The organism is Modestobacter sp. SYSU DS0511 (assembly GCF_054050755.1).
Map to the genome: position 1 here is coordinate 13,233 of NZ_JBJGZY010000026.1, position 21,471 is coordinate 34,703.

At 75.5% G+C, this 21,471-nt stretch carries 21 protein-coding genes; 7 read left to right on the plus strand and 14 right to left on the minus strand.

The annotated features are described in order from the left end of the window. Positions 1 to 3: 3 nt before the first annotated feature. Genes ACI783_RS13675 through ACI783_RS13700 form a run of 6 tightly spaced genes read right to left on the minus strand, consistent with a single transcriptional unit; the run spans position 4 to position 5,252 of the window. Positions 4 to 894 (minus strand): maleylpyruvate isomerase N-terminal domain-containing protein, encoded by an 891-nt coding sequence (locus ACI783_RS13675; protein ID WP_457140941.1) that lies wholly within the window; start codon positions 892 to 894, stop codon positions 4 to 6. 29 nt (positions 895 to 923) lie between these two features. Beyond that, positions 924 to 2,078 (minus strand): cation:proton antiporter, encoded by a 1,155-nt coding sequence (locus tag ACI783_RS13680; protein WP_457140942.1) that lies wholly within the window; start codon positions 2,076 to 2,078, stop codon positions 924 to 926. Between the two features lie 9 nt (positions 2,079 to 2,087). Then, positions 2,088 to 2,588 (minus strand): cation:proton antiporter regulatory subunit, encoded by a 501-nt coding sequence (locus ACI783_RS13685; protein ID WP_457140943.1) that lies wholly within the window; start codon positions 2,586 to 2,588, stop codon positions 2,088 to 2,090. Positions 2,589 to 2,615: 27 nt separating this feature from the next. Then, positions 2,616 to 3,467 carry an alpha/beta fold hydrolase gene (locus ACI783_RS13690; RefSeq protein ID WP_457140944.1) on the minus strand — a complete coding sequence of 284 codons (852 nt, stop codon included), beginning with the start codon at positions 3,465 to 3,467 and terminating at the stop codon, positions 2,616 to 2,618. A gap of 22 nt (positions 3,468 to 3,489) precedes the next feature. Further along, positions 3,490 to 4,110, minus strand: a complete 621-nt coding sequence (locus tag ACI783_RS13695) for an FMN reductase (RefSeq protein WP_457140945.1) — start codon at positions 4,108 to 4,110, stop codon at positions 3,490 to 3,492. After that, positions 4,107 to 5,252, minus strand: coding sequence for an LLM class flavin-dependent oxidoreductase (locus tag ACI783_RS13700; protein ID WP_457140946.1), 1,146 nt, complete (start codon positions 5,250 to 5,252; stop codon positions 4,107 to 4,109). The genes ACI783_RS13695 and ACI783_RS13700 overlap by 4 nt, the downstream gene beginning before the upstream one ends. Before the next feature lie 165 nt (positions 5,253 to 5,417). On the opposite strand from ACI783_RS13700, the gene ACI783_RS13705 reads away from it, so the two are divergent. Continuing rightward, positions 5,418 to 6,119: a universal stress protein gene (locus ACI783_RS13705; RefSeq protein WP_457140947.1), complete on the plus strand. Its 702-nt coding sequence runs from the start codon at positions 5,418 to 5,420 to the stop codon at positions 6,117 to 6,119. On the opposite strand, the gene ACI783_RS13710 is transcribed toward ACI783_RS13705, so the two are convergent. Together ACI783_RS13710 and ACI783_RS13715 are read right to left on the minus strand one after the other, a co-directional pair. Then, positions 6,092 to 7,240 (minus strand): acyl-CoA dehydrogenase family protein, encoded by a 1,149-nt coding sequence (locus ACI783_RS13710; RefSeq protein WP_457140948.1) that lies wholly within the window; start codon positions 7,238 to 7,240, stop codon positions 6,092 to 6,094. The genes ACI783_RS13705 and ACI783_RS13710 overlap by 28 nt on opposite strands. 7 nt (positions 7,241 to 7,247) lie before the next feature. Next, positions 7,248 to 8,423: an acyl-CoA dehydrogenase family protein gene (locus ACI783_RS13715; RefSeq protein WP_457140949.1), complete on the minus strand. Its 1,176-nt coding sequence runs from the start codon at positions 8,421 to 8,423 to the stop codon at positions 7,248 to 7,250. Positions 8,424 to 8,690: 267 nt separating this feature from the next. On the opposite strand from ACI783_RS13715, the gene ACI783_RS13720 reads away from it, so the two are divergent. From ACI783_RS13720 to ACI783_RS13730, 3 genes are all read left to right on the plus strand, one after another. Further along, complete coding sequence (locus ACI783_RS13720) at positions 8,691 to 10,781, plus strand: putative bifunctional diguanylate cyclase/phosphodiesterase (protein ID WP_457140950.1); 2,091 nt, start codon at positions 8,691 to 8,693, stop codon at positions 10,779 to 10,781. A gap of 92 nt (positions 10,782 to 10,873) precedes the next feature. After that, positions 10,874 to 11,692, plus strand: a complete 819-nt coding sequence (locus ACI783_RS13725) for an HDOD domain-containing protein (RefSeq protein WP_457140951.1) — start codon at positions 10,874 to 10,876, stop codon at positions 11,690 to 11,692. Positions 11,693 to 11,780: 88 nt separating this feature from the next. Then, positions 11,781 to 12,632, plus strand: coding sequence for a hypothetical protein (locus tag ACI783_RS13730; RefSeq protein ID WP_457140952.1), 852 nt, complete (start codon positions 11,781 to 11,783; stop codon positions 12,630 to 12,632). Positions 12,633 to 12,656: 24 nt separating this feature from the next. Here the strand turns inward: ACI783_RS13730 and ACI783_RS13735 are convergent, their stop codons facing one another. After that, positions 12,657 to 13,730 carry a DUF3616 domain-containing protein gene (locus tag ACI783_RS13735; RefSeq protein WP_457140953.1) on the minus strand — a complete coding sequence of 358 codons (1,074 nt, stop codon included), beginning with the start codon at positions 13,728 to 13,730 and terminating at the stop codon, positions 12,657 to 12,659. 195 nt (positions 13,731 to 13,925) lie between these two features. Here ACI783_RS13735 and ACI783_RS13740 point away from each other — a divergent pair, with 195 nt between their 5' ends. Further along, positions 13,926 to 14,987, plus strand: coding sequence for an SDR family oxidoreductase (locus tag ACI783_RS13740; protein ID WP_457140954.1), 1,062 nt, complete (start codon positions 13,926 to 13,928; stop codon positions 14,985 to 14,987). Positions 14,988 to 14,999: 12 nt separating this feature from the next. Here ACI783_RS13740 and ACI783_RS13745 read toward each other — a convergent pair whose 3' ends face one another. Beyond that, entirely contained in the window at positions 15,000 to 15,590 is a 591-nt protein-coding gene (locus tag ACI783_RS13745; protein ID WP_457140955.1) for a hypothetical protein, read from the minus strand. A 178-nt stretch (positions 15,591 to 15,768) separates the two neighbouring features. Between ACI783_RS13745 and ACI783_RS13750 the strand changes: the two genes are divergently transcribed. Together ACI783_RS13750 and ACI783_RS13755 are read left to right on the plus strand one after the other, a co-directional pair. Then, positions 15,769 to 16,950, plus strand: a complete 1,182-nt coding sequence (locus ACI783_RS13750) for a glycosyltransferase family 4 protein (RefSeq protein WP_457140956.1) — start codon at positions 15,769 to 15,771, stop codon at positions 16,948 to 16,950. Beyond that, positions 16,951 to 19,101: an amylo-alpha-1,6-glucosidase gene (locus tag ACI783_RS13755; RefSeq protein WP_457140957.1), complete on the plus strand. Its 2,151-nt coding sequence runs from the start codon at positions 16,951 to 16,953 to the stop codon at positions 19,099 to 19,101. It abuts the gene before it with no gap. 102 nt (positions 19,102 to 19,203) lie between these two features. On the opposite strand, the gene ACI783_RS13760 is transcribed toward ACI783_RS13755, so the two are convergent. The 4 genes from ACI783_RS13760 to ACI783_RS13775 form a co-directional block, all read right to left on the minus strand. Continuing rightward, on the minus strand, positions 19,204 to 19,647 hold the full coding sequence (locus tag ACI783_RS13760; RefSeq protein WP_457140958.1) for an Hsp20/alpha crystallin family protein: 444 nt from the start codon (positions 19,645 to 19,647) through the stop codon (positions 19,204 to 19,206). An 80-nt stretch (positions 19,648 to 19,727) separates the two neighbouring features. Beyond that, positions 19,728 to 20,141, minus strand: a complete 414-nt coding sequence (gene trxA / locus ACI783_RS13765; protein ID WP_457140959.1) for a thioredoxin — start codon at positions 20,139 to 20,141, stop codon at positions 19,728 to 19,730. Beyond that, positions 20,138 to 20,452, minus strand: coding sequence for a glutaredoxin family protein (locus ACI783_RS13770; protein ID WP_457140960.1), 315 nt, complete (start codon positions 20,450 to 20,452; stop codon positions 20,138 to 20,140). The genes trxA and ACI783_RS13770 overlap by 4 nt, the downstream gene beginning before the upstream one ends. A 39-nt stretch (positions 20,453 to 20,491) precedes the next feature. Beyond that, positions 20,492 to 21,220, minus strand: coding sequence for a redoxin domain-containing protein (locus ACI783_RS13775; RefSeq protein ID WP_457140961.1), 729 nt, complete (start codon positions 21,218 to 21,220; stop codon positions 20,492 to 20,494). Positions 21,221 to 21,471: the final 251 nt, after the last annotated feature.

Sequence of the window (21,471 nt, forward strand, 5' to 3'; positions counted from 1 at the left end):
CGGTCAGCCGCGGCGCAGCCGGCCCAGCAGGCCACCCGCGCCGCCGAGGGTGCGGGCGGCCAACTGCAGGAGGGGACCGCCGGGGATGCCGGGCGCGGACTCGACGACCGGCGCCAGCCGCATCAGCCCGCCCAGCTGGTGCACCGTGAGCCGGCGGCGGGCGAGCGCGGCCACCGGGTTCGCCCGGCCGGAGGCGGCGTCCAGCAGCAGGTCGGCCGGAGCCTCGACCGCGGGGCCGGCCGGCCGTCCCGGGGGCACGCGCGTCACGGTCCAGCCGCCGTCGGCCGCGGCGAACGTCCAGCCGCCGTCGGGGGTGGTCAGGGTGGCGCCCGCGGTGATGCCCGCGGCCGTGGTCAGCGCGCCGGTGACGTCGGCGAGGGCGGCCAGGCCGGCCTGCAGGCTCTCCGGTGGCGGCGCGGGCGCACCGGCGGAGACCAGGTCCAGGCCGTGCACGGCCAGCTCGTAGGCCTGCCCGAGGACGACGCTGAGCAGCGGCAGCCGGCCCACCGTGGAGACCGTCGGGGCGGTGTCGAGCGCGGCCGGTTCCTCGGTCAGGTAGTGCACCGTCGCCGCCCGGGCGCGCTCGAGGGCGGCGAGCACCTCCGCGCGGCTCGCGTCCCGGTGCGCCGTGGTGACCTGTGCGTTGACCACGTCCGGGTCCGCCGGGGTGCCGGTGGCGCCGGAGCGGGCGCCGGCGACCAGGTCGTCGAGCGCGGCGGCGTCCGGCCAGACGCCCAGGTGCGTGCAGACCTCCTGGGCGCGCCAGCCCGGCAACCGGGTGCGTCGGTGCAGGTCGACGGCGCGCGCCTGGGCCAGGAAGCCGTCCCAGGCCCCCAGCACCAGCGGGCCGACCTCGTCCCGTCCGGCGTCGGCCATCCCGCGGGTTGCGCTCATGCCCGGCCCCTACCCGCGCCCCGCGCCGCTCAGGCGGGCCGGAACCGGGCCGACAGCGGCTCGACGAACCGCGCCAGCACCGGCCCGCCGATCGCGAGCACCAGCACGTACCCGGTGGCCAGCGGCCCGACGTCGGTCAGCCCGGCGGTGACCGCCAGCCCGGCGATGACCACGGAGAACTCCCCGCGCGCCACCAGCGCCGCCCCGGCGCGCAGCCGGCCGGGCACCGCCACGCCGTCGCGGCGGGCGGCGAACCAGCCGGTGCCCAGCTTGGTGGCCGCGGTGACCAGCGCCAGCAGCAGCACGGCCGGCAGCACCGGCAGCAGGCCGCCCGGGTCGGTGGACAGCCCGAAGGCGACGAAGAAGGTCGCGGCGAACAGGTCGCGCAGCGGGGAGAGCACCGCCCGGGCCCGTTCGGCCAGCGACGCCGGGACGGCGATGCCCACCAGGAAGGCGCCGACCGCGGCGGAGGCGCCCAGCGCCTGCGCCGCGCCGGCGACCAGCAGGGTCAGGCCGAACAGCCGCAGCAGCACCTGCTCGTCGTCCGGGTGGTCCAGTACCCGGCCCAGCCGGTGCCCGTGCCGGCTGGCGGCCAGCAGCACCAGCAGCACGGCGCCGCCGGCCAGCGCGACCCCGGCGACGGCCTGCAGCGGTCCGCCGCCGGCCAGCGCGACCACCAGCAGCGGGAGGAACAGCGCCATCGCGACGTCCTCCAGCACCAGCACCGACAGCACCGCGGGGGTCTCCCGGTTGCCCAGCCGGCCCAGGTCGCCGAGCAGCCGGGCGACGATCCCGGAGGAGGAGATCCAGGTGACGCCGGCCATCGCCAGCGCTCCCTGCCAGGGCAGCCCCAGCAGCAGGCCGGCGGCGAACCCCGGTGGTGCGTTGAGCAGCAGGTCGACCAGCCCCGAGGGCCCGTGCCGGCGCAGCGAGCCGAACAGCTCGGCGGCGGAGAACTCCAGGCCGAGCGCCAGCAGCAGCAGGACGACGCCGATCTCGGCGGCCGCCTCGAGGAACGGCTCGGCGGTGGTCAGCGGGGCGACCCCGCCCTCGCCGAGCGCGAGGGAGGCCAGCAGCACGAACGGGATGGGGGACAGCCCGAGCCGGCGGGCGAGCAGTCCCAGCGCCGACAAGCCGAGGAACAGCAGACCCAGCTCGACGAGGAGCGCCGCGACGTGCTCCACCGCCGGCTCTCAGGACTGGCCGGTGAGCAGTGCGGCGAAGGCGGCCAGGCCGGATCCCGAGCCGATCGCCACGAGCACGTCGCCCACCTGCAGCACCTGCTCCGGCCCGGGTGCGGTGACGACGTCGCCGCCGCGGACCAGCGCCACGATCGAGCAGCCGGTCAGGGTGCGCGCGCGGGTGTCGCCCATCGGCCGGCCGGCGAACGGCGATCCGGCGGGCACGGTCACCCGGGTGGACTCCAGCCCGGGCACCTCGCGGGACAGGTCGGCGAAGCGCTGGGTCACCCGGGGCGCGCCCAGCACCTCGGCGACCGCGGCCACCTCGTCGGCCTCCAGCTGCAGCACCTCGCGGGCCTGGTCGGGGTCGCGCCGGTCGTAGAAGACCAGCTCCACCGAGCCCTCCCGGCGGACCACGATGCCGATCGGCTGGCCGGCCCGGGTGGTCAGCTCGTAGCGGACACCGACGCCGGGCAGCAGCGTCTCGACGAACTCCACGGGGCTCACCGTCACCGGTCCATCGTGGCAGCCGGCCGCCGGTCAGCGCGCGGACGGGGGCTGCAGCGCCAGCTGCGTGCGCAGCGCGGCGACCAGGGCCAGCGGCTGGTCGAGCATCGGGTGGTGCCCGGCGGCGGGCAGCTCGACCACGGGCAGCGGCCCCGGGGTGAGGCCGGCCATCTCGGTGGCCATCTCCGCGGTGACCAGCCCGTGCGCGCAGCGCAGCAGGGTGGCCGGCCGGCGCAGCCGGGGCAGCAGGTCGCGGAGCCGCAGCCGGGTGCCGAAGAACTCCGGGTCGAAGGCCCAGGTCCACCCGCCGTCGACGGCGCGCAGTGAACCGCGGGCGACGTGGTCGCGGACCTCCGGCAGGTAGACCTCCTGCGGCGGGAGGGTGCGGAACCTCGCCATCGCCGCGTCCAGCGTGGGGTGCACCGTGTGCGGGCGGCGCCGCTCGCGCAGCCGGCTCTCGTCCGGGGGCGCGTCGTTGAGCGGGGAGTCGATCACCACCACGCCGCCGACCTCGGCCGGGTGCTCGACCGCGGCGGTGACCGCGACCCAGCCGCCCATGCTGTGCCCGACCACCAGCGGCCGGTCCAGCCCGGCGGACGCGGCGACCGCCACGACCTCGCGGGCCCACACCAACGGGTCGTACTCGGGGCGGTGGTCGCTGTCGCCGTGCCCGGTGAGGTCCAGGGCGACCACCCGGTGCCCGGTCAGCTGCGGGGCGATGTGGTCCCACCAGCCCGAGTGGGCGGCGCCGCCGTGCACCAGCACCACGCCGGGGGCGCCGGCCGGCCCCCAGGTGCGCACGTGCACGCGGGCGCCGGCCACCACGACATCGCGGTGCTCGGGCTGGGCGGCGAGGGCCTGGGTGAACCACGTCGGCGGGGTCATCCCCGGATCCTGCCCGACGCGGTCACTGGCCCTTCAGCAGCTCCTCGAACGACGTCGTCGGGTCGGCGAACGGATCGGCCGGGCGGGCGCTGACCGGCCGGCCCGCGACCAGTCCGGCCAGCTCGCCGGCTGCCCGCTCGACCCGCTCGGCCAGCGACCGGTCGATCCCGCCGCCGGCCCAGTCCTCCGCGGCGGCGAAGACCCCGGTGGGCGTCGGCGCCGCCCGCAGGTAGGCGAACAGCGGCCGCAGCGCGTACTCCACGACCAGCGAGTGCCGCGCCGTCCCCGCGGTGGCGCCCAGCAGGACCGGCTTCCCGATGAGCGCGTCCTTGTCCAGCACGTCGAAGAACGTCTTGAACAGCCCGGAGTAGCTGGCCGAGAAGACCGGGGTCACCGCGATGACGGCGTCCGCCCCGACGACGGTGTCGATCGAGGCCTGCAGGGGCTCGTTGGCGAAGCCCGTCGTCAGGTGGTCGGCCAGGTCGCGCGCGTGCCCGCGCAGCTCGACGAGCTCGACGGTGGCGTCGTCGCCACGGACGCGCAGCGCCTCGACCGTGGCTGCGGCCAGCCGGTCGGCCAGCAACCGGGTCGAGCTGGGGGTGCTCAGCCCGGCGCTGACCACCGCGAGGGTGCGGGTGGTCATCGGGCCGGGACCTCCTGGACCTGGCCGGTGACGTCGTCGGCCGGGGCGTACACCGTTGCGTCCTTGCTGCCGCCGGCGGCAGCGACCAGCGAGGCGTGCGTCGGCGCCTCGGGGACGTGCGCCGGCTTGAGCGCGGCGAACTCCCGGCGCAGCACGGGCACGACCTCCTCGCCGAGGATGTCCAGCTGCTCGAGGACCGTCTTCAGCGGCAGGCCGGCGTGGTCGATCAGGAACAGCTGGCGCTGGTAGTCACCGACGTAGTCGCGGAAGCCCAGCGTCCGCTCGATCACCTGCTCCGGCGAGCCGACGGTCAGCGGGGTCTGGGTGCTGAACTCCTCCAGCGACGGACCGCCGCCGTAGACCGGCGCCTTGTCGAAGTACGGGCGGAACTCCCGGACGGCGTCCTGCGAGTTCTTCCGCATGAACACCTGCCCGCCGAGGCCGACGATGGCCTGGTCGGCGCTGCCGTGGCCGTAGTGCTCGAACCGCCGGCGGTAGAACTCGACCATCCGCTGGGTGTGCTCGGCCGGCCAGAAGATGTGGTTGTGGAAGAAGCCGTCGCCGTAGTAGGCCGCCTGCTCGGCGATCTGCGGGCTGCGGATCGAGCCGTGCCACACGAACGGCGGGACGCCGTCGAGCGGGCGCGGCGTCGAGGTGAAGCCCTGCAGCGGCGTGCGGAACTGCCCCTCCCAGTTGACGACGTCCTCGCGCCACAGCCGGCGCAGCAGCTGGTAGTTCTCCACCGCGAGCGGGATGCCGTCGCGGATGTCCTTGCCGAACCAGGGGTAGACCGGGCCGGTGTTGCCGCGGCCCATCATCAGGTCGACGCGGCCGTCGGCGACGTGCTGCAGGGTGGCGAAGTCCTCGGCGATCTTCACCGGGTCGGTGGTGGTGATCAGCGTCGTGGACGTCGACAGGACGAGCTTCTCTGTCCTCGCCGCGATGTAGCCCAGCGTGGTGGTGGGCGAGGAGACCACGAACGGCGGGTTGTGGTGCTGGCCCTGGGCGAAGACGTCGAGCCCGACCTCCTCGGCCTTGAGCGCGATCGTGATCAGCGACTTGATCCGCTCGGCCTCGGTGGGCACGCGACCCGTGGTCGGGTCGGGCGTCACGTCGCCGACGGTGAAGACCCCGAACTGCATCTCGTCCTCCTGGTGGTGGGAGCCGCACTGGTTGAGAGTGCAACTACTGTCGCACGGAACCCTCCGGGCTGTCCGGCCATTCCCGGCTGCGCCGGGACCAAAGGCCCCCGTGCGGGGGACCTGCTGCAGTCCCAGGCCGGCGGTCGATCGGGCATCGTGGGGAGCATGCCGACGTTCCTCTGGGTGCTCATCGTCCTCGCCGTCTGGGTCACGGCCGGCGTCGTCGCGGTCGTGGTGCTGCTCGGCCGGCAGGGGCACCGCACCGGGCGGTGGTGGCTGCCGGGGGTGGTGCTCGGCCCGCTCTTCCTGCCGATCGCGGCAGAGCGGGGACGCCACGGTGTGGTCGTGCTGGACCGCCGGGCGGCGCGCGGTGGTGACCCGGAGGAGCCGGGGCCGGGGCGGACCGTCCTGGTCGCGGTCGACGGGTCGCGCGAGTCCGACCAGGCGGTCCGGGACGCGGCCCGGCTGCTCGGCGGGGCGGGGACCCGGTTCGTGCTGGTCACCGTCGTCGACCCGGACGTCGCCGAGTTCGACGACGCCGACGTCCGGGCTGCGGCGCACGACCTGCTGGCCGAGCGGGCGCGCTGGCTGGACGCCGACACCGAGCCGGTGCTGGAGATCGGCTGCGGCCGGCCCAGCCGGGTGCTGGTCGACGTGGCCCGGACGGAGGGCGCGGACGTGCTGATGCTGGGCCGTCGGGGACGGGGCCTGTCGCAGCGGGTGCTGGGCAGCGTCGCGGAGCAGGTGGCCAGGCAGGCCACGACGCCGGTGCTGCTGGCCGGCCCGCCGGAGGCGGGTGGGCAGAGCGAGGGTTCCCGGGGTGCGGGTGTCCAGCAGGCTCAGCCCAGCGGGTCGACCGCCGGGTAGGAGTCGACCGAGGCGGCCAGCCGGGACAGCGCCCAGTCGCCGTCGCCGAGCAGGTGGTCGATCGCGACGAGCCGGCTGGTGCAGTGGCCCACCGAGTACTCGGCGGTCACGCCGATGCCCCCGTGCAGCTGGATCGCCTCCTCGCCGATGTGCCGGCCGGCCCGGCTGACCTGCAGCCGGGCGCGGTCCGCGGCGGCGACCACGTCGCCGTCGGCGTCGACCACCAGGGTCGCCCACAGGGCCGTGCTGCGCGCCAGCTCCAGGGAGACGTACATGTCCGCCGCCCGGTGGGTCAGCGCCTGGAAGCTGCTCAACGGAACGCCGAACTGCCGGCGCGTCTTCAGGTACTCGGCCGTGGTGGTCAGTGCGGTCTCCATCGCGCCGAGCGCCTCGTGCCCGTACGCCACCCGGGCCCGGGCCAGGGCCTTCTCGACGGCGGCCGCCTGGTCGGCGGGCCCCTCGCCGAGCGGCTCGGCCGGGGTGCCGGCGAAGGTGAGCTTCGCCGAGCGGGTGCCGTCGTGGTTGCGGTGGCCGGTCCGGGTCAGCCCCTCGGCGTCACCCGGCACCAGGAACAGCCGGGTCGTGTCGCCCACCCGTGCGCTCACCACCAGCAGATCGGCGCGGGCGCCGTTCGGCACCGGCTCCTTGACCCCGGTCAGTGTCCAGGCACCGCCGGCCCCGTCGTCGGCGCGGCGCGCGGTGACCGACCGGGCCACCGGCTCCCACCGGGTGCCGATCTCCGCGTGCGCGAAGGCCGGCAGCAGTCGACCCTCGGCGAGCGCACCGAGCACCTGCGCCCGCTGGGCGCCGCTGCCCAGGTCGGCCACCAGCCCGCCGGCGAGGACGACGGCCTCGACGAAGGGCTCGGGGGCCAGCACCCGGCCGATCTCCTCGGCGACGATGGACACCTCGACCGGGCCGGCGCCCATCCCGCCGTCGGCCTCGGCGAACGGGAGCCCGAGGACACCCATCTCCGCCAGCCGGGCCCAGGTCTTCTCGTCGAAGCCGGGCGCGGTGGCGACCACCGCCCGGCGCTGCTCGCTGTCGCCGTACGCGCGGCCCAGCAGTGCTCGTGCCGCCTCGCGGAGGGCGTTCTGCTCGTCGTCGTAGCTGAAGTCCACGGTCAGGTCACAGTCCCAGGATCGAGCCGGCGATGATGGTGCGCTGCACTTCGTTGGACCCCCCGTAGATGGAGACCTTGCGGTGGTTCAGGTAGTGCGGTGCGGCGACCTGGGCCCACTCGGGGACGTCGGAGTCCGCACCGGTGAACGAGGCGACCGCCAGCGGTCCGGCGACGTCGACCAGGAGCTCGGTGGCCGCCTGCTGCAGCTCCGAACCGCGCAGCTTGAGCACCGAGGACGCCGGGTGCGGCTTGCCGTCGGCGGAGTTCGCGACCACCCGCAGCGCGGTCAGCTCCAGGGCGAGCAGCTCGTTCTCCAGCTCGGCGATCCGGGCCCGAACGTAGGGGTCCGCCGCCAGCGGGGCCCCGTTGACCGTGATGCCGCGGGCGTGCTCCTTGGCGTCGATGAGCATCCGCTTGGTCGAGCCGATGCGGGCGATGCCGACCCGCTCGTTGCCGAGCAGGAACTTGGCGTAGTCCCAGCCGCGGTTCTCCTCGCCGACGAGGAACGCCCCCGGCACCCGGACGTCCTCGAAGAAGACCTCGTTGACCTCGAACCCGCCGTCGAGCAGCTCGATCGGTCGCAGCGTCACCCCGGGGGAGTCCATCGGGAACAGCAGCAGCGAGATGCCGCGCTGCTTCTTCTCCGCGGTGGGGTCGGTGCGCACCAGGCAGAAGATCCAGTCGGCGTGCTGCCCGAGCGTCGTCCAGGTCTTCTGACCGTTCACCACCCAGTCGTCGCCGTCGCGGACGGCGGTGGTGCGCAGCGAGGCGAGGTCGGAGCCCGCGTCGGGCTCGGAGAAGCCCTGGCACCACCAGATGTCGAGGTTGGCGGTGGGGGGCAGGAAGCGCTCCTTCTGCTCCTGCGAACCGAAGGTGGCGATGACCGGGCCGATCATGCTGGCGTTGAAGGCCAGCGGCTCGGGGACGCCGGCCAGCTGCATCTCCTCGCGCCAGATGTGGCGCTGCAGCGGCGTCCAGTCCCGGCCGCCCCACTCGACCGGCCAGTGCGGCACGGCCAGGCCCGCCGCGTTGAGGACCTGCTGGGCCTCGACGAACCGCTCCTTGGTCAGCTCGCGGTGGGCCATGACGGCCTCCCGGATCGACTGCGGCACCGAGGTGGTGAAGAAGGTGCGCAGCTGGTCCCGGAACGCCTCGTCCTCGGGTGACAGGTGCAAGCGCATGGGGCCCCATTCCCGACGGCGGCTCTGCCGTCTGTGACGTGGATCCCAACATCCCACATCCGCTACCGGCGGGTAACCGGGGGGCTCCCCGGGCCGTCCGGGGCGGACGACGGGAGCCGGCCGGTGGCGGTGACCACCCGTGTTCGGGCGCCGGCGCACCCCGCCCGAAGGGGGGAATCGGCCCCGGATCGGCTGGAGCCCGGATCGCCGGAGGACGAAGGTGGGCGCAGACGCGGCACCGCGTCCGGGGGCGGAGCGGAGGACGACGTGGCAGCGAGAGCACCGGTGGCGGGCGACCAGCCCTCGCCGGAGGTGGTCGCCGCCGTCTTCCACGGGGTCTCGGTCAGCTCCTCCACCGCCATCCTGGTCGTCGAGCGCACCGGCGGTGCGACGCGGGTCGGCTGGAGCAACGAGAAGGCCGTCGCGTTGCTCGGCTACGCGCAGGAGGACCTGCGGGCGCTCCCGGTCGACCAGCTGCTCCCCTCCCTGCGGGGCGGCGAGCTGCGCCTGCTGCTGCGCCGGGAGCGCGCCGTCGTCATGACCCTGCCGGTGCGCTGCGCCAGCGGCGAGTCGCTCGAGTGCTCGGTCTCCGCGGTGCCGGCGCCCGGCGGCCGGCGCTGGACCATGCGGCTGGGAACCACCTCGAACGAGGCCGAGCGCGCGCTGCGCGCGACCGCCGACGCGCACGAGCGGCGCTTCGCCACCCTCACCGAGCGCTCGCCGATCCCCACGCTCCTCTCCGAGCAGGGCATGCGGCTGGCCCACGTCAACGACGCGTTCTGCGCGCTGGCCGGGCAGCAGGCCGAGGAGCTGCTGGGCACCGGCTGGCTGGACGTCGTCCACCCCGACGACCTCGACGAGGTGATCGAGCAGGCCACCGGGGTGCTCCTCGGCGGCGATGGCAGCGACGGCGACGGCAGCGAGGGGGAGGCGCAGGCGCGGCTGGTCCGCCCCGACGGGACCGAGCTCACCACCGTCATCCGCTTCGCGCACCTATTCACCCCCGGTGTCGGCGCGGGCTTCGTCGGCACCATCGAGGACATCACCGACCGGCTGGCCTTCGAGACCCGGCTGGCCCACCAGGCCAACCACGACCCGCTGACCGGGCTGCCCAACCGCACGCTGCTCGCCGACCACGTCAGCACCTGGTTCGTGCCCGGCGCCGACAGCCTGGCCTGCATCTTCCTCGACCTGGACAACTTCAAGGTCGTCAACGACTCCCTCGGCCACGCCGCCGGTGACGAGCTGCTGGTCGAGGTCGCCTCGCGGCTGCGGGCCACCGTGCGCCCCGGCGACCTGGTGGCCCGGTTCGGGGGTGACGAGTTCGTCGTCGTCTGCCAGCAGGTCAGCGAGGCCGACGCGGTCGCCCTCGCCGAGCGGATCGGGGCGCAGCTGCGCCGGCCGGTCCGCCTGGGCGGCGTGGACCTCCGGCCGCAGGCCAGCGTCGGGGTCACCGTGCAGACCGCCGAGCACCAGGCCGCGGAGGAGCTGATCCGCGACTGCGACATCGCCATGTACCAGGCGAAGTCCGGCGGCAAGGGCCGGATCACCGTGCTGGACTCCGACGCCCGGGCGCAGGCCCGGGACAAGCTGCGGCTGGTCGCCGAGCTGCGGTCGGCGATCGAGCGGCGCGAGGTCACCCTGATGTACCAGCCGATCTTCGACGCCGTCGTGGGCACGGCGACGTCGGTGGAGTCGCTGGCCCGGTGGCAGCACGCCGAGCGCGGGTCGATCAGCCCGAGCGTCTTCGTGCCGCTGGCCGAGGAGAGCGGCCTGGTCGCCGGCCTCGGGCTGCTGGTGCTCGACGAGACCTGCCGCCAGCTCGCCGCGTGGGACGAGGAGCTCGGTGCCGCGGCGCCGCGCCGGGCGCACGTGAACGTCTCCGCCCTCCAGCTGGACGGCAACCTGCACGACCACGTGGCCTCCGCGCTCCGCCGGCACCGGCTGTCCGCCGACCGGCTGTCGATCGAGATCACCGAGTCGGCGCTGATGAAGGACCCGGCCGCGGCCCGCGCGGTGCTGCAGTCGCTGCGGGACCTCGGCTGCCAGATCTCCATCGACGACTTCGGCACCGGTTACTCCTCGCTGGCCTACCTGCGGCACCTGCCGGTGGACTGCCTCAAGGTCGACCGGTCCTTCGTCGCCGAGCTCGCCGACGGGCACGCCGAGATCACCTCCGCGGTGATCGCGCTGGCGCACAACCTGGGGCTGTGCACGGTCGCCGAGGGGGTGGAGACCCCGGCGCAGGCCCGGCTGCTGGCCGAGCTCGGCGCCACCTACCTGCAGGGGTTCAGCCTGGCCGCCCCCCTGGCCGCCGCCGAGGCGACCGCCTGGTTCGCCGCGGCCGCCCAGCGGTGACCGCCTCGCGCGCGCCCGGTCCCCGCCCGGCCCGCCCTCCCCGCCCCGCTCGAACCGCCAGCCCTGCCCGAACAGCCAGCCCTGGAGCCGTCGTGACCGCCCCCCTCGCCGCCGCGCCGACGTTCGACCTGGAGCGGGTGCTGGCCAGCATCGACACGATGGCCGCCCAGCGCCCGGTCGCCGCGCAGATCGTGTCGGTGGCCAACTCCGACGAGGCCAGCGCCGCGGAGCTCTCCCGCATCCTCAGCGCCGACGTGGCGCTCGCCGGGCGGGTGATGAAGCTGGCCAACTCCGCCTTCTACGGGATGCGCGGACGGGTGACCTCGCTGCAGTTCGCCGTCACCGTGATCGGCTTCGCCACCGTGCGCACCATGGCCACCGTCGCGCTCACCGACCTGGACGACGAGTCACGGCTGCCCGCCGACTTCTGGGAGCTCAGCACGAACGTCGCGCTGGCCGCCTCGACGCTGGCCCCGCGGTTCGCCGAGCGACCGCAGGACGCGCTGTGCCAGGGGCTGCTGGCCCAGATGGGCGTGGCCCTGCTGCACCACAACGACCCGGAGGACTACGCGGAGCTCTGGGCGGGTCACCGCTCCTTCACCGGCCGGCGGACGGCGGAGGTCCAGCGGTACGGGATCTCCGCGCTTCGGCTGACCGCGGTGGCGCTGGAGCAGTGGGGCTTCCCGCCGGAGATGGTCACCCCGCTCAAGCAGGTGGACGACCTCGGCTCGTTCGCCGGGGCCCTGCTGCGGGCCGCCTTCGAGGTCGGCGCGCGGCTCACCGACGACGACCACGAGGAGCAGAGCATCACCGGGCTGACCTGCGGGCAGCTGCGCGAACGCGACGTGCTGCCGATCATGTCCCAGGTGCGCGTCGACGCCGAGGAGCTGCGCAGCGCGCTGATCGGCTGACGGGCGGGCGGCTGACGGGCGGGCGGCTGACGGGCGGGCGGCTGACGGGGCCGGGCGCCGCGCGCCGGTCGGGGGGACAGTGGAGGGCGTGTACGACTCTGCCTCCTTCGATGCCGACTTCATGGCCCTGCTGGCCCGCGAGGTGCTGCGCGACCGCGCCGGTGCGCTGATCGCCGAGGCCTGCGCCTGGGCGGTGGGGCTGTCCGACCAGCCGCACCACCTGCGGGTGCGCGGCCGGGTGGTGAGCACCGGGCTGACCATCGGCGCCCGGGCGGTCACCGGGCAGCCGCTCTCGGGGGAGGAGGACGGCCGGCTGGAACTGGGCGACGCCCGGCCGGGCAGCTTCCAGGACGCGCTCAACGCGGTGACCGCTGACGGCACGCTGGTGGCCGAGCGGTTCGACCGCGAGGTCATCGAGCCCTTCACCCTGGAGACCTGCGTGCTGGCCGCCGAACGTGCGCGGGACACCCGCGCGGCGGCGTGGGCCGAGCTGCTCGACGAGCTAGGCGAGGACGGCCGGGACCTGGTCGAGGTCGTCCGGGTGGGGGAGTGGGAGGCGCCGCTGCGGATCGACGCCGAGCACCTCGTGCTCGCCGCCCTCGGCAGCGCGCCGCTGGTGCAGGTGGAGGCCGAGGGTCTGCCGCTGTCGCTGGTGCGGGCCGCGGAGGCGGTCACCCGCGCGGCCGCCCCCGCCCCGCCCGCGCCCGACCCGGCGCGGGACGACCTGGCCGGTGCGCTGTTCCTGGCCGAGGCGGCCGTCCGGGAGTCCGAGCTGACCCTGCCGGTGCCGCCGGCCCAGGCCGACCGGCTGCTGGAGCTGCTGCTCGCCGAGGGGCTGCTCCCCGAGGAGGTGCCGACCCTGCTCGCCTCGCTGCCGGTCGAGCCGGCCACCGCCGCGGAGGTGCGGGCGACGGTCGCCACCCTCGGCCCCGGTCTGTGACCCGCGGGCACCCGGACCGCGGGGTCAGCGCGCCGGCAGCCGCACCACGTCGGCGGTGACGCCGCCGGCGTCGTCCAGCCGGGACGGCGCCGGGCTGTCGTAGACCACCAGCAGCCGGGCGTCGTCGCCCGGCAGCAGCCCGATCCCCTCGGCGTGGTCGTCGCCGACCCCGAAGGGCAGGTCGACCTCGCGGCTGAGCTGCTCGCCGCGCACCACCTGCGGCGTCTCGGCGGTCAGCGCCCGGTGCCAGCGGAACACGTGCACCGGGCCGTCGAGGTCCATCGTCGGGCCGGTCAGCACCAGCAGGTCCTCGCCGTGCGGGCACAGGTCGCGCACGCCCAGCCCGCCCAGGTCCAGCACGTGCTTGCGGTACCGGCGGCCGTCGGCGAACGGCTTCAGCAGCAGGCGCCCGGGCGCCGCCGGGTCCGGCTCCGGGCGCAGCTCCAGGACGACGGCCCAGCCGCGCAGCACCGGGCCGCGCAGTCCCAGGTACACCCGCTCGCCGGCCACCGCGATGCCCTCGACGTCCAGCCCGTTGTCCTTGCCCGGGAGGGGCAGGAACGGGGCGAGGTGCTCGTCGTCAGCGAGCAGGTCGCGCAGGCCCGGGCCGGTGGCGCCGAAGACCGCCGCGGTGTGCCGGGTGCCGTCGACGGTCAGCTCGGGCACCGGGGTCGGCAGACCGTCGACCTCGGCGACCGGCAGCCGCACGATCACCTGCCGGTTGACCTGCCCGGTCACCTTCGCCAGCCGGCGCAGCGCCTTGTCGCCGTCGTGCTTGTCCTTGATCCGCTTGCGCCGCAGGCTGTGCGACCCCACCGCCCACAGGAAGTGGCCGGCGCGGGCCAGCCCCTCGACGTCGGCCTCCTCGTCCTCGGCGCCGGGGAGGTCCACGAGGTCGGCCAGCCGGAAGGTGGTCTCGTCGCCGTAGCCGGTGGGGTGCACGGGGTCGTCGGCGACGAGCCGTTCGATCGTCGCGGTCTCGTCGCCGGCGACCCACAGCACCGGGCCGTCGCTGCGGACGGCGGAGAGGTTGGTGTGGGTCTGCGCCGCGCGCGAGGCAGAACCGAAGGACAACCGGACGGTGCGTTCGACGCTCACGCCGGTCAGCCTGGCACGCCGGCCCACCCTCGGGGGTACGGCCACGGCGAGCGGCGCAGGAGAAGTCGCCGATCGGCGAGCTCGTCGGCTGGTCGGGGCCGGACGGGGTGAGCGCCACAGCCGTTTCCCGGTTCGCCGTCGCGCCGGCGGGCATGGAGGCTCTCGGACGATCGGCGAGACGAGGGGTGCAGCGGGATGGCGGAGCAGGGCAGCGTGCTGGTGACCGGCGCGGGCGGGGTGATCGGGGCGCACGCCGCGGCGGAGTACGCGAAGCGGCCGGGGTGGCGGGTGCGCGGCGTCAGCCGACGCGCGCCACGGGAGGCCGGCTGGGAGCACCTCGCCGTGGACCTCCGGGACGCCGACGCCACCCGCGACGGGCTGGCTGCGGCCGCCGACACCACCCACCTGGTGTTCGGCGCCTACGCCGAGCGGCCCACCGCGCGCGAGCTGTCCGAGGTCAACGTCGGGATGCTCCGCTCCACCCTCGACGGGCTGGCGGCCGCCGGGGCGCCGCTGGAGCACGTCACCCTCTACCAGGGCGGCAAGGCCTACGGGGCGCACATGGGGTTCTTCAACACCCCGGCCAAGGAGAGCGACCCGCGGATCGTCCAGCCGAACTTCTACTACGACCAGGAGGACCTGCTCCGCGAGGTGGCCGCCGAACGCGGGTTCCGGCTCACCGTGCTGCGCCCCGAGGGCGTCATCGGCTACGCCGTCGGCAACCCGATGAACCTGCTCATGGTCATCGCCGTCTACGCCGCGATCAGCAAGGAGCTGGGCCAGCCGCTGCGCTTCCCCGGCAGCCTCGCCGCCTACGACGCCCTCTACCAGGTCACCGACGCCGAGCTGCTGGCCCGGGCCACCGTGTGGGCCGGGAGCGAACCGGCCGCCGGCGGCGAGGTCTACAACGTGACCAACGGCGACCAGCTGCGCTGGCGGCACCTGTTCCCGGCCTTCGCCCGGGCCTTCGGCATGGAGTCGGCCGAGCCGCAGCCGGTGCCGCTGGCCGAGGCGATGGCCGGCCGCCGCGACGTGTGGGAGCGGCTGGTGGCCCGGCACGACCTGGTGCCCACCCCCTACGAGGACCTGGTCGGCTGGGAGTTCGGGCAGTTCATCTTCACCAGCGGCTTCGACAACGTCAGCTCCACGATCAAGCTGCGCCAGGCCGGGTTCGCCGACTGCCTGGACACCGAGGACCGGTTCGTCGAGCTGTTCGAGCGGCTCGCCGCCCGGAAGGTCATCCCGCCGCTGCGCTGAGCCCGCGCACCGTCACCGGCGGCGGAGCGCTCCGGTGACGGTGCGCAGCAGGCCGCGCCGCTGAGGCGGGGCGGGCACGTGCACGGTGCCCGGCGGCAGCTCGGCGGCGGTGAGCAGCGGCAGCACCGCCGCGGGCAGCCGGAGCAGGTCGGCCAGCTCGGGCAGCTGCGCGAGCGGGTCCGGCGCCGGCCGGGCCAGCAACGCCCGCAGCCCCGGCTCGAGCTCGGGCCGGCCGGTCGCCCGGGCGGCGATCGCCGGCTCACCCAGCTCCCCGGCGCCGGACGTCGTCCAGCTGTGCGCGGTGACGACGTCGCCGCGGTGCAGCAGGACGAACCCGGCCTCCGGCCCCGACGGGTCGGCCCAGAGCAGCACCGCCCCCGGTGCCCCCGTGCCGTGCCCGAGCGCCCGGGCCAGCGCCCCGGCCGCCGGCACCCCGCCGGTGAAGACGGTTTGGCCGCCCGGCTCGGGGGTGAGCCAGCCCCCCTGCCCGGTGGCCTGCAGCAGCGCCGTCGCCGTGGCCGGGTCCACCGGCGGCAGCAGCACCGCACGGCGGGTCGGCAGGGGGGCGGTCGCCGGGGGCGGGGCGTCGTCGGAGCCGGTCACCGGGCCATGATCGCCCAGCAGGGGACGGGCCGGCCGGACGTTCGGCTTGAGCACCGACCGCGCCGGTGCTATGAGAGATCACGGGAGCGATGCGAACCGTGGCCCGGCGCCCGGTGTGCCGCTGCCCCGGACAGCGTCGTCCGTCCACTGGTCCAGTAGTCCTTCGCGGAGGATCCCTGTGCTGGTCGACACCCAGAAGACCGTCTCCCCGCCGGCGCCCGTCCTGCACGCGGTGCCCAACGGCGGACCCACGCCCGAGCGGACCGGCGCGCCGCTGCGGGTGGCCCTCGTCGCGCCGCCCTACTTCGACGTCCCCCCGGGTGCCTACGGCGGCGTGGAGGCCGTCGTGGCCGACCTGGCCGACGCGCTGGTCGACCGGGGGCACGACGTGACCCTGCTGGGCGCGGGCCGGGACGGCACGCGCGCCCGGTTCCGCCCGCTGTGGCCGACAGCCGTCCCCGAGCGCCTCGGCGAGCCCGCGCCGGAGGTCGTGCACGCGGCCGCGGCCCGGCGGGCACTCCTGGAGCTGGCCGACACCGAGGGCCTCGACGTGGTGCACGACCACACGCTGGCCGGCCCGCTCAACGCCGCGGTGCTGGGTGCCCGTGGCGTCCCGACCGTGCTGACCGTGCACGGCCCGGTCGACGCCGACGCGGAACGGCTCTACCGCGACCTGGGCGCCGACGTCGGTCTGGTCGGCATCAGCCACCGGCAACGGGAGCTGGTGCCGGACCTGAACTGGCTCGGCGTCGTGCACAACGCCCTGCGCCTGGCCGCCTGGCCGTTCGCCGCCGACAAGGGCGACCACGCGCTCTTCCTCGGTCGCTTCCACCCGCAGAAGGCGCCCCACCTGGCCCTCGACGCCGCGCACGCGGCCGGGCTCCCCCTGGTGCTGGCCGGCAAGTGCCAGGAGCCGATCGAGAAGGAGTACTTCGAGCGGGAGGTGCGGCCCCGCCTGCGCGACACCGACCGGGTGGTCGGCGTGGCCGACGCGGTGACCAAGCGGGAGCTGCTGCTGGGCGCGCGCTGCCTGCTGTTCCCGATCCAGTGGGAGGAGCCCTTCGGCATGGTGATGATCGAGGCGATGGCCTGCGGGACGCCGGTCGTGGCGCTGCGCGGCGGCGCCGTCCCCGAGGTGGTCGACCACGGGGTGACCGGGCTGGTCTGCGAGACCCCGGCCGACCTGCCCGCCGCGCTCGACGCGGTGCGCGACCTGGACCCGGCGGCCTGCCGTGCCCGGGTGGCCACGCACTTCTCCGCCGAGGCGATGGCCCGCGGCTACGAGGCCGCCTACCGGCGGGCGCTGGCGAGCGCGACCGGGCCGGCGGCCACCGGCCGGCACCTGGGGGAGGTGGGCTGAGTGACCGACGGGCCGCTCAACGCCACCGAGCCGGTGCGGATCGGTGCCGACGGCGGGCTGGTCACGCTCGTCGACGGCTCGACCTTCTGCCTGTCCACCGCCACCGGCGACATCGTGCCGGGCGACGTCCAGGGGCTGTACTTCCGGGACGCCCGGGTCCTCTCCCGCCTCGAGCTGCGCCTGGACGGCGGCGTGCCGCAGCCGCTGTCCGTGCAGCCGGAGGAGACCTACGGTGCCCGCTTCGTGCTCCGCCGTCCCCCGGCGGGCGGCCGGGCGGACAGCACGCTGCTGCTGGTGCGTGAGCGACTGGTGGCCGACGGCCTGCGCGAGGTGGTCACGCTGCAGAACCTGGCGGCCGAGGCGACGACGGCGACCCTGACGCTCTGGCTGGGCGCCGACTTCGCCGACCTGTTCGCGGTGAAGGCCGGCCGGGCCGACACCGGCGAGGTGATGGCGCAGGTCGAGGGCGCCGCCCTGGTGCTGGCCGGTCGCGACGGGGAGCGCGGGCTGCGGGTCAGCGCGACCGGCGACGTGGTGGTCACGCCGTCGGCGTTCACCTGGCGGATCGTCGTGCCCCCGCGCGGGCGCTGGTCGACCGAGGTCACCGTGCAGCCGGTGCTGGAGGGCCGGCTCGTGCCGCCCCGGGTGGACCGCGGGCAGGGCATGGAGACCAGCCGCCCGGCCCACCAGCTGCGGGAGTGGCGGCGCGCGAGCACCGCGGTCACCGCCGACCACCCGGTGCTGGCCGAGGTGCTGCGCCGCACCGAGGACGACCTCGGTGTGCTGCAGATCCGTGACCAGCTCGGCGACCGGCCGGTGGTCGCCGCCGGCGCACCGTGGTTCATGACCCTCTTCGGCCGGGACAGCCTGCTCACGGCCCACATGGCCCTGCCGCTGGAGACCTCGCTGGCGCTCGGCACGCTGGAGACGCTCGCCCGGCTGCAGGGGCGCACGGTGGACCCGCTGAACGAGGAGGAGCCCGGACGCATCCTGCACGAGCTGCGGCTGGGTCCCGACCGGGACAGCGCGCTGGGCAGCAGCCGGTACTACGGCACCGTCGACGCCGCGCCGCTGTTCGTCTCGCTGCTGACCGAGGCCTGGCGCTGGGGTGCGGCGGAGGACGAGGTGCGGGCCCTGCTGCCGGCCGCCGATGCCGCGCTGGAGTGGATGGACCGGTACGGCGACCGGGACGGCGACGGCTTCCTGGAGTACCAGCGGGCCACCGACCGGGGGCTGCTGAACCAGGGCTGGAAGGACAGCTTCGACGGCGTCAACGACGCCGCCGGCCGGCTGGGCGAGCCACCGATCGCGCTCGCCGAGGTGCAGGGGTACGCCTACGCCGCCCGGCTGGCGCGGGCCGACCTCGCCGAGGCGTTCGGCGACCCGCTGACCGCCTCCCGCCTGCGCCGGCGCGCCGCCGAGCTGAAGGACGCGTTCGCCGAGCGGTTCTGGCTGCCCGACCGCGGCTGGTTCGCCGTCGCCCTGGACCGGGACAAGCGGCCGCTGGACGCGCTGACCAGCAATGCCGCCCAGTGCCTCTGGAGCGGGATCGTGACCGACGAGCACGCCGCCGTGCTGGTGCAGCGGCTGGCGGACGCCGCGATGGACAGCGGGTTCGGGCTGCGGACCCTCGCCGAGGGCATGGGCGCCTACAACCCGATGAGCTACCACAACGGATCGGTCTGGCCGCACGACACCGCGCTCGCGGTCGCCGGGCTGGTCCGGTACGCGCACCTGCCCGGGGCGGTCGAGCTCGCCCAGCACCTGGCCGACGGGCTGCTGGACGCCGCGGCGGCGTTCGGTGGGCGGCTGCCGGAGCTGTTCTGCGGGTTCAGCCGGGCCGAGTTCGACCCACCGGTGCCCTACCCGACCTCCTGCTCGCCGCAGGCGTGGGCCAGCGCGGCGCCGCTGCTGCTGGTGCGGGCGCTGCTGGGGCTCGAGCTCGACGTGCCGCGCCGCCGACTGACGCTCCGGCCGCGGCTCCCCGGGTCGTGGGGCCGGGTGGTGCTCGACGGGCTCGACCTCGGGGGCGCGCAGCAGGTCCGCATCGAGGCGGTGGGGGACCGGGCGGAGGTGTCCGGGCTGCCCGACGGCTGGACGGCCGACGGGCTCCGGCCGGCCGAGCCGGCGCCGGCGGCCCGCTCCGCCTGACCCGCACGTGCGAACGGGCCAGGAGCTCCGAGCTCCTGGCCCGTTCGCACGTGCCGATCGGTGTGTGCCGATCGGTGTGTGCCGATCAGGGTGTGCAGCTGATCAGCTGCTGATGGCGATCCGGCGCGGCTTGGCCGCCTGGGACTTCGGCACCCGGACGGTCAGCACGCCGTCGTGCAGGTGCGCCTGCACGCTGTCGGCGTCGACGTCGCCGGGCAGCGTCACCGAGTACTGGAAGGCGCCCACGCGTCGGGTGCGCCGGTGCAGCACCCCGGTGCGCTCCTTCTCCTTGACCTCACCGGAGACGGTGAGCACCCGGTCCTGCAGCTGCACGTCGACGTCGTCGCGGGCGACGCCGGGGAGCTCCAGCTCCAGCGACCAGGCGTCGTCGGTCTCCTCCAGGTCGGCAGAGGGGACCCAGCGGTCGACCACCCCGCCGAGCTCGGACTGCCAGAGCGAGGTGAACCGGTCGTAGAGCTCGTCGAGCTCACGGAAGGGGTCGCGGGTCGCCATGTTCCGCGACCGGGACAGGACGGGCAGTGCCATGCTGGCCTCCTCTCGTGTTCGGTGCCCTTCGTCGGACACCCCGTAGAACTTGTAGTCGCCGCTGTAAATTCCCGAGCGGCTCAGGAGAGCTCGCCGTCGAGCCAGCGGGAGACCCGGTCGGCCGGCTGTGCGCCGACCATCCGGGACCGCTCCTGCCCGCCGGTGAACAGTGCGAGCGTGGGGATGCCCCGCACCCCCAGGCGTGCGCTGGACCCGGGGGCCTCGTCGGCGTTCAGCTTCACCACCTTCAGCCGGCCGGCCCGTTCGCGGGCGAGCTGCTCGACGACCGGGGCGAGCACCCGGCACGGGCCGCACCACGGCGCCCAGACGTCGACGAGCACCGGCAGCGGGCTCTCCCGCACGGCGGCGTCGAAGTCCGCGTCGCCGGCGTCCACCAGCCAGGGCAGGTCGGCGTGGCACGCCGGGCAGCGCACCCGGCCCCGGGCGGCCACCGGCACCCGGGCGCGCCGTCCGCAGCCCGGGCAGGTGATCACAGCAGACCGTGGCGTGCCAGTGCCCACTGCAGCTCCCGGGGGGTCGGTTGCTCGAGCCACTCGCCGCCCACCTGGACGACGGGGTTGCGGAGGTCCCCGCCGGTCATCCAGCGCAGCCGGCGCCGGGCGGCGGGGTCCAGGTCGAGGTCGACGTAGCGGTAGGGGATCCCGGACCGGTCCAGCAGGCGGCGGGTCATCTGGGTGACGCCGCACCAGCGGTTCCCGTAGACCACCACCGGTGCGGTCGCCGTCGCCGGTCCGGCCGGGGTGATCGGCGCGCCCAGCGCCGTGGTCAGGTAGGGCGTGCTCATTGCCTCCTCCAGGGGTGTCAGTGCGTTCTCGGGCCGGCCTCAGGCCGCGTCGGGCCGGCCGGTGACCTCGTCGAGCGCGTCGAAGAGCTCGTAGACGTCGGGCAGGTGCTCCACCCGGGGCGAGACGTGCGCGTACCGGATGACCCCGTCGCCGTCGACCACGTACAGCGCCCGGTCGCTGAATCCGTCGGAGTCCCGCCAGACGCGGTACCGCCGGGCGACCTCGCCCTTGGGGTGGAAGTCCGACAGCAGCGGGAAGCCGATGCCCCGGACCGCGGCCCACGCGCCGTGGCTGTAGATCGAGTCGGCGGAGATGCCGATCAGCTGCACCCCGCGCCGGGTGAACTCCTCCCGCTCCTGCTCGTACAGCTCCAGCTGGCGGCTGCAGCCGGGGCTCCAGTCCAGCGGGTAGAAGACCAGCACGACCGGGCGGCCGCGCAGGTCGGCCAGGCGCACCGGGTGGCCCTGGCTGTCGGGCAGCGCGAAGTCCGGTGCCGGTGTGCCCACGGCCAGGCCGGTGGACTCCGCGGCGCCCGTCATGGGTGGCGCCGTCAGGTGGAGGTCCGCGACGTCCTGCAGCGTCGGGCCCGAGCTCCCCGGTGGTGCCGGCGGGGCCGGCGGCCGGGCCAGTTCGTGCACCATCGCGTGCAGCACCGACAGGGCGTCGGTGACGGGGGAGTCGTCGAGCCGGTCACCCAGCTCGGCGAACCGCTGTTCGAGCTCGGCCAGACGCGGCGACGGGCCGAGCTCGACCGCCGACGTCGTCATGTGACCCACCTCCTCGTCCCGCGCGCGGGACAGGTCCGGACGGTGCCGGGGCACCCGGCGGGTCTCCTGGCCGGAGGCCGGGGTGGACGGGGCGTCGCGCCTCGCGTCCCACCGGCCGCCGCGGTGCCCGGCATGGCTGTCAGTCGCATCGGTGTGCAGTTGTGCTCCGCCGGTCGCGGTGGCGTCCGGCCGCCGGCCGGGGTGGACGCTCCGCAGCAGGCGTCCCGATCGGCCACCGTCGAACCCGACGC

What these genes read in the sequence shown, in the direction of transcription:
- ACI783_RS13675 (WP_457140941.1), bottom strand. Translation starts at nt 894, where the DNA reads ATGAGCGCAACCCGCGGGATGGCCGACGCCGGACGGGACGAGGTCGGC.
- ACI783_RS13770 (WP_457140960.1), bottom strand. Translation starts at nt 20,452, where the DNA reads ATGAGCACGCCCTACCTGACCACGGCGCTGGGCGCGCCGATCACCCCG.
- ACI783_RS13705 (WP_457140947.1), top strand. Translation starts at nt 5,418, where the DNA reads ATGCCGACGTTCCTCTGGGTGCTCATCGTCCTCGCCGTCTGGGTCACG.
- ACI783_RS13700 (WP_457140946.1), bottom strand. Translation starts at nt 5,252, where the DNA reads ATGCAGTTCGGGGTCTTCACCGTCGGCGACGTGACGCCCGACCCGACC.
- ACI783_RS13695 (WP_457140945.1), bottom strand. Translation starts at nt 4,110, where the DNA reads ATGACCACCCGCACCCTCGCGGTGGTCAGCGCCGGGCTGAGCACCCCC.
- ACI783_RS13775 (WP_457140961.1), bottom strand. Translation starts at nt 21,220, where the DNA reads ATGACGACGTCGGCGGTCGAGCTCGGCCCGTCGCCGCGTCTGGCCGAG.
- ACI783_RS13715 (WP_457140949.1), bottom strand. Translation starts at nt 8,423, where the DNA reads ATGCGCTTGCACCTGTCACCCGAGGACGAGGCGTTCCGGGACCAGCTG.
- ACI783_RS13740 (WP_457140954.1), top strand. Translation starts at nt 13,926, where the DNA reads ATGGCGGAGCAGGGCAGCGTGCTGGTGACCGGCGCGGGCGGGGTGATC.
- ACI783_RS13760 (WP_457140958.1), bottom strand. Translation starts at nt 19,647, where the DNA reads ATGGCACTGCCCGTCCTGTCCCGGTCGCGGAACATGGCGACCCGCGAC.
- ACI783_RS13690 (WP_457140944.1), bottom strand. Translation starts at nt 3,467, where the DNA reads ATGACCCCGCCGACGTGGTTCACCCAGGCCCTCGCCGCCCAGCCCGAG.